Raw genomic sequence first — 13085 nt, forward strand, 5'->3', positions numbered from 1 at the left:
CCCAGCCAGGGCTGGCGAGAAACAGGGAAATGTACTATATTGTGTGTATTGTAGGGTGCTGTAACGCTAGATACGGTAGGCCTTCCACCCCCTCCAAGTCAAGCCCTCCGTGACCTCGTCGCCGCGAGCCGGCCGGGGCGATTTGATTTCGCAGAAAAAAAAACTGGGGGAAGCGCGCTCTTTCCAGGCCCCTCGCCCATGGCGTCCGCGCAAAAAAAGGGCGCTCCGAGGAGCGCCCTTTCGTGGCAAGGGTGGGGAGGTGTTTACTGCAAGCGTTCGCCGTGCAGCGCGATATCGAGGCCGTCGCTCTCCTGTTCCGGAGTCACGCGTAGGCCAATCGCCAAGTCGATAACCCGCAAGATCAGGTAGGTGACCACCGCCGACCACACCACGGTGGCGGCGCAGCCCACGATCTGGGTGATGACCTGACCCGGGTTGCCTTCCAGCAGGCCCACGGCGGCGTCGCCGCCCACGCTCTGGGCGGCAAAGACACCGGTCAGGATGGCGCCCACCAGACCGCCGACACCATGCACGCCGAAGGCGTCCAGGCTGTCGTCGTAACCCAGGGTCTTCTTGAGCCACGTGGCGGCCCAGAAGCAAACCACGCCGGCCACCAGACCAATCACCAAGCCGCCAAAGGGCAGCACAAAGCCCGAGGCCGGGGTAACAGCGACCAGACCGGCCACGGCGCCGGACACCGCCCCCAGCACGCTGGGCTTGCCGCGCACGACCCACTCGGCGCCGATCCAGGCCAAGGTGGCGGCGGCGGTAGCGATCTGCGTCACCAGCATGGCCATGCCGGCGCGGCCATCGGCGGCCACGGCGGAGCCGGCGTTGAAGCCGAACCAGCCCACCCACAGCAAGGAGGCGCCGATCACGGCCAGGGACAGGTTATAGGGCGCCATGTTCTCGGAGCCAAAGCCCTGGCGCCGGCCCAGCACCAAGGCGCAGACCAAGCCCGCGACACCGGCGTTGATGTGAACCACCGTGCCGCCCGCGTAGTCGAGCACGCCATCGCTGCCCAGGAAGCCGCCGCCCCACACCCAGTGACAGACCGGGGCGTAGACCAGCACCACCCAAGCGCCCATGAACCACAGCATGGACGAGAACTTCATGCGCTCGGCGAAGGCGCCGGCGATGAGGGCCGGGGTAATGATGGCGAAGGTCATCTGAAAGGTGACGAACACGCTTTCAGGAATGGTCGTCGCGTCGCGCACGCTGGTGACATCAAGGCCCATCAACATGAACCGCGAGAGGTCGCCGATCAGGGCGTTGCCGGTGCCAAAGGCCAGTGAATAGCCGATGACCATCCACACCACGGACGCCAGGGCGCAGATGGCAAAGCTCTGCATCATGGTGGCCAGCACGTTCTTTTTGCGGACCATGCCGCCATAAAACAACGCAAGGCCAGGGATGGTCATCAGCAGCACCAAGGCGGTGGCGGTGATCATCCAGGCGGTGTTGCCGGTGTCAATGGTTGGGGTTGGGGTCTGGGCAAAGGCCGCCGTTGGCGCTAAGGAAACCGCCAAGGCGGCGGTCGCGTAGCCGATTTTTTTCATCATGTTTACGTGTCTCTCGAAAGCTGGCGGATCCGTCGATCGCTTCCACGGCYTTTTTCTTAGGCGGGTCCCTTGCGGGGGCCCCGAGGTTGCCTATATCCCAGGCAGGCCTCCGGGTCTTCTGGAAAATGTCCTCGCGTCACCCTTTCTCCCGGGGAGGCGCGCTGGATGGCAGCGCCGACGAGGAAAGGGTGGGAGAGGGACCCGGGCGGTGCCTTCAAAGGGCTTCGTCGCCGCGCTCTCCGGTGCGGATGCGCACCGATTCGTTGAGGGCGAAAACGAAAATCTTGCCGTCGCCGATCTTGCCGGTTTGGGCGGCGGCCTGAATGGCTTCCACCACCTGCGCCACCAGCGCATCGGGCACGGCCAGTTCGATTTTGACCTTGGGCAGGAAGTTCACGACGTATTCCGCGCCGCGGTACACTTCCGTCTGGCCCTTTTGCCGGCCGAAGCCTTTGACCTCGGTGACCGTCATCCCCTGGATGCCCAGGGTGCCGAGGGCCTCGCGCACTTCGTCCAGCTTGAAGGGCTTGATGATCGCCATCACGAACTTCATGGTCTCTCCCCAGTCTTTGATGGCCTCCGGGAGCCATGCCCCGCGGAAGGTTCCGGTCCTGTCCGGCGGCTTGGCCGGACGACGCTCCCGTCAGGGGATATTCAAGGATCATGCCACGCGGCGCGAGAGGGGGATTTCCCCGATTCTGCTCCCGATGGCCTCGTGGTTCAGATGTAAAATTGCCTAAAATAACAGCAATCGCCCGAATCTTGTCCCGTCTTCCAAGGGGGGTGGTCGGGAAGCGAGCGAGAGGAAAAAAGAAGGCTGGGGAGGCTTACCTCCCCAGCCCCCTCCGATCCTTTCCTTACCACGTGGGAAGGATGGTCCCGCCAAAACGCTTCTCGATAAAAGCCTTGGTCTCGGGGCTGCGATAAAGGGCAATGTACTGCCGGATCGCCGGGTCATCCTTGCGCGCCGTCTGGGTGACGAACCACAGGCCCCACGGCGTGTCCACCCCCTCCAAGAACAGGGAGTCTTTGGGGTTCAGGCCCGCCGCGACCGCATAGTTCAAGGTTACGGCGGCCAGCGGCACATCCTCGAGCGAGCGCGGCAACTGGGCTGCGTCGATCTCGCGGATCTTGAGGTTTTTCGGGTTTTCCACGATGTCGCCCGGTGTCGCGGAGATGCCGACCGCCGGGTTGATCTTCAGCAGTCCGGCTTGTTGCAGCAGCAGCAAGGCGCGAGCCCCGTTCGAGGGGTCGTTGGGAATCGCGACGGCCGCGCCCTCGGGAAGATCGCTCAGGGTCTTGAGCGGCTTGGAATAGAGCCCGAGGGGCACTACGATGCTTTTTTCAACAGCCGTAAGCTCGTAGCCCCGTGTCTTAATCTGATTGTCCAGGTAGGGCTTGTGCTGGAAGTTGTTGACGTCGATGTCCCCTTGCGCCAACGCCGCGTTGGGCAAGGTGTAGTCAGAAAATTCCACCACCTTGACCGGTCGGCCTTCCTTCTGTTCGTAGAGCTTGCCAACGTACTCCAAGATCTCAGCGTAAGGGCCTGCCGAGACACCGATTTTCAGGGGTTCGGTGGCGCCGGCCGTCGTTGTCGCCAAGGCGAGCGCCATCAAGGCGCCGGTTATCATCGCGCGCATGGTGAAGTCCTTTTTGTGGGATGAGAGAGAGGAGGGTCAGGCGGTCCAGACGGCGCCGCGCCGGTCGTCCAGGCGTTTGGCCTTGTGGGTTGCCCGGGGCAAGGTGTCGGGCGGCAGGACCACCACCCGGGCTCCCACGCCCGTTACCGCCTTCAGGTGACCCCGCAGGCGCTCGGCCAGGGTCTCCAGCGGGACCTGGGAATTGGCCCGGTGCTCGACCTCCACCGTTAGGGCGTCCAAGTGATCCTTGCGTTCCACCACCAGCCGGTACTCGCCGGTAAAGTCTGGGTCCTTGCGTACCAGGGCTTCGACATCGCTTGGGAAAATGTTCACGCCGCGAATGATCAGCATGTCATCGACCCGGCCATGCACCCCCAGCAGGCGCTTCGAAGTTCGGCCGCAGGCGCAGCGCTCGGTGGTAAACGACACAATGTCGCCCACCCGAAAGCGGATCAGCGGTCGCGCCCGCTTGCGCAAGGTGGTCAACACCAGTTCGCCGCGCTCTCCTTCGGCCACCGGGGCCCCGGTCACGGGATCCAGGACCTCGACGTGAATGTGGTCTTCGGCCCAGTGCAGGCCGTGGCGTTCCTCGCACATGCCGGCGCACGCCCCGAACACGTCGGAGAGGCCGTAGTAGTCGTAAACCCGCGCCCCCCAGAGATCCTCGATACGCTGGCGCGTCTCGGGGATCGAGCCGCCGGGTTCGCCCGCCACGAAAATCCGCTTGACCGCCAGATCGCGGCGCGGATCAATGCCCTCCTTTTCCGCCGTTTCGCCCAGGTACCAGGCATAGGACGGCGTGGTCCACAGCGCCGTGGCCTGAAACTGCCGCAAGATGGTGAGCAGCCGTTCCGAGGGCACCGTGCCGGCGTGGATCGACAAGGCGCCGAGCTTCTGGGCCCCCAGAACGCAGGGGCCACCGACAAACAGCGAGAAGTTCAGTGAGTGGGCGTAACGGTCCACCGGCCGCAGGCCCGAAGCCCAGAACAGCCGGGCCTCGAAGTCGATCCATTCCTCGAAGTCGTGGGCCGTGAACGGCGACACCGTGGGCACCCCGGTCGAGCCCGACGAGGCCGACACATACACCACCTCTTCCTCGGGCACGGCCGCGAGATCGCCAAGCAGGGGCACCGCTTCCTGGCGCTCGCGCAGGACCGCCTTGTCCAGGGTGGGGAAGTGGCGCAGATCCTCGAGGGTGCGCAGGTCTTCCGGCCTCAGGCCGGCGGCATCGAAGCGGCGGCGGTAGTAGGGGCTGTTGCTGTAGGCGTGGCGCAGGTGGGCCCGCAGCAGGGCCAGGGTTTGGGCGTCCCAGGCCTCGCGCGATTGGGTTTCCAGGACCGGGGCCCAGTAGGGGCTGTCGGAGGCTTGTCCCCGGACTGGACGGGGCGGGAGGATGGCATTCATCGAAGAGACCCTTCCAGGACAGGGGGCGCGTGGGGAGACCCTTCGGGGGTTGCCACCCCGAAGCCCCGCCTGGGGGCGATGCCCCAGACCCCATTTTTTGTTTTTGTAAAATCAAAATACCGAAAAGGGGGGGCAGGGTCTGGCGCTCAGGCCGCCTGTCGTCCCTGCGGTGCGCGTTTGTTCAACCGCTGGGGGGCAGTGCAGGACCATCAGGCTGTCGGCGCGGGCGCAGCATTCGCCGCCCCGATCGGACAAGGCGCAGCGGACCATGCCCTGGCCCACATAGCCGCACCAATAGCCCTCGGGCATCAGGGTGGTCCAGGTGTGGCCCGGAACCAATCGCTCGTGGCTCATGATGATTTCCAAGCCTGCGGCGCGCACACAGTCCATGCGGGGCCTCCCTTGCTGCGACCCCGGCAGGAAACACCGGGCCACGCGCTCCGGCAAGTGCGGGTGAGACGCAAGACCAAAAACTGGGCCCACAGGCGATCGGGCGGCGGGCGCAACCGCCAAGCCTATTGGCCGGATCGCTAAAGCCCCGCCCCTTGCCGAGCCTGACGCCCCCGGAAACAATAGGGCCTTCTTTCCTGACACGACGCCCCACGAGGAGGTCCTTGCATGCCCCTGAGACGCCCCTTGCTTGCGACGTGCTCATGCGTCGCATTTTCATCTTTAACCCTCTCGGCGGTGGTCCACGCCGACGAGACGCCCGCGCCAGAGCCGGTGTGGGAACTCGCCCCCCTCGAAGTGACCGCCCAGCACCGCAGCGAGAAGGCCCAGGACGTGCCGATCAGCCTGAAGGTGTTTGAGCAAGCCGATGTCGAGGAACAGGGCCTCAAGACCCTGTCCGATGCCCTCAACCGCACGGCCAACGTCTGGCTGCGCAGCGACACGGGATCCATCGGCTTTGCCAACATCACCATCCGCGGCCTGGGCAACCAGGGCGGAGCAATGGCCGGCGGCGATCAGGCGATCGGCGTGTATGTGGACGATGTGTTCATGGGCGCGCAAACGGCCATGAACCCCTTGCTCGGCGACGTGGCCCGGGTCGAGGTGCTGCGTGGTCCCCAGGGCACCTTGTATGGCCGCAACACCTTGGGCGGGGCGATCAACCTCCACACCAACACGCCCGAGCCGGAAACCGAGGCCAAGGTCGAGGGGTCGATCGGCTCCCATGCCCTGTATGACCTCAAGGCCATGGCCAACGGCGCCCTGTTCAAGGGCCGCGACGCCACGGTGTCGGCCCGCATCAACGCGGTTCAGGGCGGGCAGGGAACCACCGTCAAAAACAGCCTGGACGATGACGTCGGCGACACCGACCAAACCGGGGCCCGGGCCCAGACCCGACTCACCACCGAGACGCTCGACGCGGTGATCAGCGCCGATTATCTCGATCAAGATGGCCACCCCTGGGCCCTGGCCCCGTTTGCCGATGCGCCCAAACGGAAGGTCGCCTACGTCAATCCCTTTGAGTACGAGGTCCAGAACTTTGGCGTCTCGGCCAACGCCCGGTTGCGCCTGGGATCGCTGACCTTGCAGAGCATCACGGCGTGGCGGGGCTCGGACAGCCGGCTTGATGGCGGCGACTGGAGCGCCAGCGATGCCTTGCAGCAAGGCTACGACCGCCGCCAGCGCCAGCTTTCCCAGGAACTGCGCCTGATGTCGCCCGATGACGCGCGCTGGCGCTGGGTCAGCGGCCTGTTCTTCTTCCACAACAAAGAAGACGAAACCAACTACTACGGCCATCGTCGGGGCGGCTCGGCGTTGTGGGGGATGTTCCGCAACGGCGAGCGCGAGGTCTCGAACTCCACGGTCACGACCAACAGCCAAGCGGCGTTTGGCGACGTGACCTACGGTCTGACCCCGTGGCTGGACATCACGGCCGGGGCCCGCCTGACCCACGATCACAAGAGCACCGACTACACCCATGTGTCGCAGATCGGCATGGCCCCCAGCCAAACCCTAGACGACGAGATTGACGCCTTTGACGCCTCGCCCAAGGTTAGCCTGATCCTCAAACCCGACCAGGACCTGCGCTTTTATGCCACGGTGAGCCGGGGCTACAAGAGTGGCGGCTTCAACCGCCAGTTTGTCCCCACGACCAAACTTGATTTTAAACCAGAACATGCCTGGAATTACGAACTGGGCAGCAAGGGCCGCCTGTTCGACGGCCGGCTGGATGTGGCCGGGACCTTGTTTTACACCGACTGGAAAAACCAGCAGGTCACGTCCTGGCACGGTACCTACAACGACATCGCCAACGTCCCGCACTCGCGTAGCTACGGCGCCGAGCTGGAGGTGGAAGCCCACCTGACCCGCGCCCTGACGCTGGGCGGACAGTTCGGCTGGACCGAGGCGACCTTCGTTGATTTCCCCTCGCCGTCCGCCAGCCTAAGCTCGGGCGACGGCCTGCGCCAGCCCAACGCGCCGCGCTTTACCTGGGGGGTCAATGCCCAGGTGCGCCAGCCGGTGGCCGAGGGCCTGGAGGTCACGGCGCGCGCCGACTACACCCACCGTTCGACCTATTACTATGACATCACCAACACCTTGAAGGAACCGGGCTACGGCCTGCTCGATCTGCGGGCCGGGCTGGGCGGCGACCGCTGGACCCTCAGCGCCTTTGTGCGCAACGCCACCGACGAGCGCTATCGGGTGCAGGCCATCAGTTACATGAACGAGGCCATGGCTATCGCCGGCGAGGGCCGGGTGATCGGCCTGGAAGGCTCGCTGGCGTTTTGATGATGACCCAGCCCTCTTCCTCCCGTTCCCTGCTGCGCCTGATTGGCGGGCTCTATGTGGCCCAAGGGCTCTCCCTAGGCCTCGTGTTGGAAACCCTGCCCACCGTGCTGCGGGCCCAGGGCGCCTCTTTGGAGTTGCTGTCCCTGCTGCCCCTGGCCCTCCTGCCCTGGATGCTCAAGGTCTTTTGGGCGCCCTTGGTGGACAACCACGGCCTCGCCCGGGTGGGTCGGCGCCGCACATGGCTGCTGCCCACCCAGGTCTTGTTGATTGCCTGCCTGCTCGGGCTGGCCTGGGTACCGACGTCCCACGGCGGCGTGATGCTGGGGCTGCTGGCGCTTGGCTGTCTGGCCGCCGCCACCCAAGACATCGCCACCGATGGCTTGGCCGCCGAGCGTCTGGGAGCGGACGCGCAAGCCACCGCCAACGGTTTGCAGGTCGKGGGCATGATGGCCGGCATGCTGCTGGGCGGGGCGGGCGCCCTGGCCGTGGTCGAGCCCTGGGGCCTGCCCACGACCTTAGGTCTGCTGGCCGGGGTGGTGGCCCTGACCCTGGGGCCGGTGCTGGCTTGGCGGGAAACCGCCGCTCCTCTGGCCCGCCCGCCCGAGCCGGCCCGCCTGGGCGCCTATATTCGCCGCCCCGGCGCCGGCGCCCTGGGCTTAGTGCTGGCGGTGTTTGCCCTGGGGCGAGCCATTGAGATGGCCTTGGCTCGCTTGCTGCTGGTCGATCTCGGGTGGTCGCTGGCCAGCATCGGGCTGGTGGTGGCCACGGGCAACGCGGTCGCCGTCATCGTTGGCGCCGGGGTGGCCCCGCCGTTGGTCCGGCGCTGGGGGCCGCTGCGGGTCACGCTGCTGGGCTTGGCGTTGGTCTGCGCCTCCAGCGCCGCCTGGGCCGGGCTGGCCCTCAGTGGTGAGGCCGTGCCGACGGGGCTGGGGGCCGGTCTCGTGGCCCTGGGCGGCATGGGCAACGGGCTAGCCAGCGTTGCCGTGTTCACCTTGGCCTTTCGCTTTGCTCACGCGGGCATCCAAGCGGGCACTGATATGACCGTGTTGCAGTGTCTGCACGGCCTGGGGGAGGCCCTGGTTTTGCCGCTGGCCACCTTGCTCACCGCCCGGGCCGGCTATGGCGCCGGGTTTGCCCTGGCGGTGGGTGCTGCGTTGGGGGCCGGTGGGGTGATGGTGGCGGTGCGCCACCGCCTGCCCCCTCCGGCAATCGGATGAAGGAAGGGAAGGCTGGGGAGGCGGGCCTCCCCAGACCCCTCGGTCCTGGTGGTCCTGCGTCCCCCTTGTTCTTGTTGGGAGAGTCTTGGATGAGCTTGGTTGAATCTTTTGTCGATACCGTGGCCCGCCGTCCCGGTGGGGTCATCGGGCGGTTGTTGTACCGCCATCCCGTGGGGCACGAGGTCGGCTTTCGCCGCGCCTTGGCTGCCGTGCCGGTGGGCCCGGGGGATCGGGTGCTGGAGGTCGGATGCGGGGCCGGCGTGTTCTTGAAGCGGGTGCTGGCCCAAGGCGCCACGGCGCTGGGGGTTGATCATAGCTCCGACATGCTGGCCGAAACCGTGCGCGCCAATGCCCTGGCCGTCGCCACCAAACGCCTGACGGTCGAGCAGGCCGACGCCGCCCACCTGCCGGTCGCCGATGCCAGCGTTGAGCGGGTCTTCTGCTTCAACGCCTTTTTCTTTTTCCCCGAGCCCGAGGCCGCCCTGGCCGAGATGGCCCGGGCCCTGCGCCCTGGCGGCCGCCTCGCCCTGGTGACGGCGGCCGACAGTGGCCAGGGCTGGATGGCCTGGGCCTTTGGCCCGGTGGTGACGCGCATGCGCTTCTACACCCCCGACTCCCTGGCCGCCCTAGCCCGCACCGCCGGCCTTAGCGTGGACACCGTCATCCCCTTACCCGGCGACAGCCTCCTCCTCCTCGCCCACAAATAAACGGAGGGGTCTGGGGAGGCCCCGCCTCCCCAGCCTTCCCTCTAACTCCCCTTACGCCACGGCCGCCACATCCACGCACTCGCCACCGCCACCGCCGGTGTCTCCCCCTCGACCACCGGCGGATCGGCGGCCGGTTCGACGGGTTGGTGATGGACCGACCCAGGCGGCGGATACGGGATCGACCCCTTCAACTCAGCAATGCGCTCGTCCGGGAAACGGGGCAGGGGCAGGCTGCCCGCCTCGCGCCACGCCCGCACCTGGGCCTCGGCCGTCTCGCGCAAACCGGGATCCGTGGGGGTGTCGCGGCCCAGATGGAGGGTTTGCCCGGGCAGGGCAAAGGCGGCGCCACTGGCGGCCACCACATCCATCACCTGAAGGGTCAAATCCTCCTGGACCTCGAGAAAGTCCGCATAGTCCTCGGCACGGACATAGGCGAACATCTCGAGATCCACACAATCGCGACTCACCCCGCGAAAGCGAACCCGGGCCGGGGTCGGATCGACCCTGGGGTGGGCATAGAGCAACTCGCGCAGCGTGACCAGCAAGTAACGGATCTGGTCCGGCGTGGTATCGAGACGCAGACTGAGAATAGGGTGAAACCAGAACATATCGCGGCGCGAATAGTTCTCGATCGACACTGCCGCCAACTCGCCATTAGGAATACTGACCACGGTGCGGGCCAAGGTGCGAATCCGTGTCGAGCGCAAGCCAATGTCTTCGACAGTCCCCAAGGTGGTCCCGACTTTGCAGAAATCACCTTCGCGGATCGGTCGGTCGGCGATCAGCATCAGGCTGCCCACCAGATTTTCGATGGTCTTTTGCGCCCCCAGCGCCACGGCCAGACCGCCGATGCCCAGCGCGGCCAAGCCGGCGCTGACATCAAAGCCCGAGGTGTCCATCACCACGATGACCGCACCGGCCAGAATGACCACCTTGCCGGTACGCTGAAAAAAGCGCACGGCGGCCAGGGCGCCGGTTTTGCCCTGGCGCGACATGCGATCCAAACTAGCGGCGCTGAAGGCATCAACGATACGCCACAAGAACCAAGCCAGACCGATCCAGCCCACCATCTCGGCCAAGGCCCCCAGGGTCTGGCGCGCCACCACCGACACCCCAAGGTACAGGCCGCCCAGGGCAAAGGCCCAGACCGCGAGACACACCCGAAAGGGCGCCAGCGCCGCCTCGATCAAGCGGCGATACAAGCCCTGTTCCTCGCGGCGCAAGGCCACGGCCGCCCCCAGCCGGATCAAGGCGGTGAGCAGGCTGCTCGCCAGATAGGCCACCACCGCAAGCCCCAGAAGGGCACCCCAGTGGGTGAGGGGCACCCCGCGAAAGCGCGGCCCCTCGTCGAGGCCAGAGGGTAGCAGCCGCTCGAGAAGACCAGAGGCCACTTGGTCGGTGAGGGCGGGAAGCTGGGTGACGGTGGTGCTGGAGACCAGCCAGATCAGGGTGTCGTCGGGGCCGGGAAGGCGCTGGGCCAACAGATCCACCGGACCGTCGGCGGTGCGCACGGTGGCAAAGCGCTCCAGATTGGGGTCCAGCCCGTCATCGAGACGGCCCTCGGGGGCCGTGCTCAGGCGCGAGGCCGGCTCCAAAAAGCCCCCCTTGTCGAGGATGCGCTGTAAGGCCAAGGCAAGATCAGGGCCGCTTAACCCCTTGCGGGCGGCCCGACGAGTCGGCACATCGAGATAGGCGGCGGCCCGCCCGTAATCCTCCTCGGCCATGGCCTTGAGCAGGCCGCGCACCATGCCCTCAGGCGTTTCCCGCCCCAGAGCATCGCGCACCACGGGGGCAGCGGGGGCGGCGGGGGCCGTGGGCAGGGGATCCACCGCCCGGGCCGATCCGGGCGCCAAAGCCAAAACCATAACAATCCCCAGGACAAGCCGGGAGAGGAGGCAACGCGGCGTCGAGGAACTCATGGGTAACGATTCTCCAGAAAACAGCACGACGGAGAAAAAGGCTTGCAAGAAGCCCCCCCGATGGCGAGCTAACCAGAGGGCGCGACAGCGCCGCTCCGCGCGGTTCAAGGAAGGAAGCAAACGTGAACTGGATTTCCAACACCAGCCTGGTGACCCGCGTTGTCGTCGGGATCGTGCTTGTCCTGGCCATGATGATCGGCCTCACCTTGTACGGCATCGGACAGGTCAACGCGATCAGCGACAGTCTGGTGAGGATCAACCAGGTGAACGCCGTCAAGCAGCGCTACGCCATCAATTTTCGAGGCAGCGTGCATGATCGAGCGATCGACCTGCGCGACGTGACCTTGATTGAGGATCCGGGCCAGCTCAAGGCCATTCTCGCCAACATCGAGCGCCTGGAGCGGTTTTACCAGGAGTCGGCCGGTCCGCTGGATCGGATCATGAATGAGCGCACTGATACCCATCCCGAGGAGCGCCGCATCCTGGCCGACATCAAGGCCACCGAGCAGCGCGCGGTGCCCTTGATCCGTCAGGTGATCGCCCAGGCACAAGGCGGGGCGCGCGCGTCGGCCCAAACCCTGGCCACCGGCCCGGCCCGCGAGGCCTTCATCACGTGGCTGGCCCAGATCAACCAGTTCATCGATTACCAGGAGGCGCAGAACGCCCAGGAGACCAAGAGCGCCCTGGAAACCGCGACCGGTTTTGCCTCGTTGATGCTAGCCCTCACGGGTCTGGCTTTGGTGGTGGGCGGCTCGGTGGCGGTGTGGACCATCCGGGGGATTTTGCCCCTGCGCCACTCCACGACCATCATGCTGCGATTGGCCGACAACGATCTGAGCGTGGACATACCGCCGGCCACCGCAACCAACGAGGTCGGGGCGATCTTCCGCAGCCTGCGGGTGTTCAAGAAGGGAGCCGAGGAACGCGTGGCCCTGGAGGAGGCCCAGGCCCGTCGTCAGGCGGAAAGCGAGCGCGAGCGGGTGCGGCTGATGAACGGTCTGGCCGATTCCTTTGAGGGCACGGTCAGTCAGGTGGTGCAGTCGGTGTCGGCGGCAGCCACCGCCATGGGGGCGGCGGGCCAGGAGATGGAAACCTTGTCCCACGACGTGGCCCAGCAGACCGCCGGCATCAGCGAGGCCTCCCGCCGTGCGGCCACCAACGTCGAAAGCGTGGCCGAGGCCACCGACCGACTGTCGCGAGCCATTGCCGACATCACCCGTCAGGTGGCGCTCACCCGCTCGGCCGGCGACGACGCCGTGACCAAAGCCGCCCACTCGCGCGAGACCGTGAGCAAGCTGATGGGCTCGGCCGAGCGCATCGGCGAGGTGGTGAGCCTGATTTCCAGCGTGGCCAGCCAGACCAATCTCCTGGCCCTCAATGCCACCATTGAGGCGGCGCGGGCCGGCGAGGCGGGCAAGGGCTTTGCCGTGGTGGCCGGCGAGGTGAAAAATCTGGCCAACCAGACCGCGCGGGCCACCGACGACATCGCGCGCCAGATCGCCGCCATCCGCGACGTGGCCCAGGATACGGCCGGGGCGATCGAAGCCATTGCCGAGAGCATCCGCTCGGTGAGCGAGAACACCGCCGCCGTCTCGGAGGCGGCGGCCGAGCAGGACCAAGCCCGGCGCGAGATCACGGCAAGCGTCGAGCGCGCCCTGGCCGAGACCCGCGATGTCAACACCCGCATCACCACGGTGTCCGGCGCCGTTGAGTCCTCCGAGGCGGCTGCCGGACGCGTTCTGGCGGCCACCCACACCTTGAGCCGGCAATCCGAGGCCCTGAGCCGCGAAGTCGAAGGCTTCTTGCGCCAAGTCCGAAGCTGATCAGGAAACGAGGGGTCTGGGGAGGCCGCGCCTCCCCAGCCTTCTCTTTTTTTAAGGCCGGGGAGGCGCGGCCT

The 13085-nt window shown here is 66.4% G+C and carries 10 protein-coding genes; 4 read left to right on the plus strand and 6 right to left on the minus strand.

Features of this window, described 5'->3' with window-relative positions; translation table 11 throughout:
* Positions 1-263: 263 nt before the first annotated feature.
* The 5 genes from RSPPHO_RS03180 to RSPPHO_RS03200 all read right to left on the minus strand — a co-directional run bounded on the left by RSPPHO_RS03180 (position 264) and on the right by RSPPHO_RS03200 (position 4996).
* Positions 264-1562 (minus strand): ammonium transporter, encoded by a 1299-nt coding sequence (locus RSPPHO_RS03180; RefSeq protein WP_014413837.1) that lies wholly within the window; start codon positions 1560-1562, stop codon positions 264-266.
* Positions 1563-1776: 214 nt separating this feature from the next.
* Positions 1777-2115 carry a P-II family nitrogen regulator gene (locus RSPPHO_RS03185; protein WP_014413838.1) on the minus strand — a complete coding sequence of 113 codons (339 nt, stop codon included), beginning with the start codon at positions 2113-2115 and terminating at the stop codon, positions 1777-1779.
* A 304-nt stretch (positions 2116-2419) separates the two neighbouring features.
* On the minus strand, positions 2420-3202 hold the full coding sequence (locus RSPPHO_RS03190; protein ID WP_014413839.1) for a MetQ/NlpA family ABC transporter substrate-binding protein: 783 nt from the start codon (positions 3200-3202) through the stop codon (positions 2420-2422).
* 36 nt (positions 3203-3238) lie between these two features.
* Positions 3239-4606, minus strand: a complete 1368-nt coding sequence (locus RSPPHO_RS03195; protein ID WP_014413841.1) for a phenylacetate--CoA ligase family protein — start codon at positions 4604-4606, stop codon at positions 3239-3241.
* Between the two features lie 111 nt (positions 4607-4717).
* Positions 4718-4996, minus strand: a complete 279-nt coding sequence (locus RSPPHO_RS03200) for a hypothetical protein (protein ID WP_041793922.1) — start codon at positions 4994-4996, stop codon at positions 4718-4720.
* Positions 4997-5224: 228 nt separating this feature from the next.
* On the opposite strand from RSPPHO_RS03200, the gene RSPPHO_RS03205 reads away from it, so the two are divergent.
* From RSPPHO_RS03205 to RSPPHO_RS03215, 3 genes are all read left to right on the plus strand, one after another.
* On the plus strand, positions 5225-7345 hold the full coding sequence (locus RSPPHO_RS03205) for a TonB-dependent receptor (RefSeq protein WP_014413842.1): 2121 nt from the start codon (positions 5225-5227) through the stop codon (positions 7343-7345).
* Positions 7345-8562 (plus strand): MFS transporter, encoded by a 1218-nt coding sequence (locus RSPPHO_RS03210; RefSeq protein ID WP_051013606.1) that lies wholly within the window; start codon positions 7345-7347, stop codon positions 8560-8562. Before RSPPHO_RS03205 ends, RSPPHO_RS03210 begins: the two co-directional genes overlap by 1 nt.
* Positions 8563-8651: 89 nt before the next feature.
* Positions 8652-9269 (plus strand): class I SAM-dependent methyltransferase, encoded by a 618-nt coding sequence (locus RSPPHO_RS03215; protein WP_051013607.1) that lies wholly within the window; start codon positions 8652-8654, stop codon positions 9267-9269.
* Between the two features lie 41 nt (positions 9270-9310).
* Here the strand turns inward: RSPPHO_RS03215 and RSPPHO_RS03220 are convergent, their stop codons facing one another.
* Positions 9311-11188 carry a mechanosensitive ion channel family protein gene (locus RSPPHO_RS03220; RefSeq protein ID WP_162138082.1) on the minus strand — a complete coding sequence of 626 codons (1878 nt, stop codon included), beginning with the start codon at positions 11186-11188 and terminating at the stop codon, positions 9311-9313.
* A 122-nt stretch (positions 11189-11310) separates the two neighbouring features.
* On the opposite strand from RSPPHO_RS03220, the gene RSPPHO_RS03225 reads away from it, so the two are divergent.
* A complete protein-coding gene (locus RSPPHO_RS03225; protein WP_014413846.1) occupies positions 11311-13011 on the plus strand; it encodes a methyl-accepting chemotaxis protein in 1701 nt (566 codons plus the stop codon).
* Positions 13012-13085: the final 74 nt, after the last annotated feature.

The organism is Pararhodospirillum photometricum DSM 122, from assembly GCF_000284415.1.
GTDB lineage: Bacteria > Pseudomonadota > Alphaproteobacteria > Rhodospirillales > Rhodospirillaceae > Pararhodospirillum > Pararhodospirillum photometricum.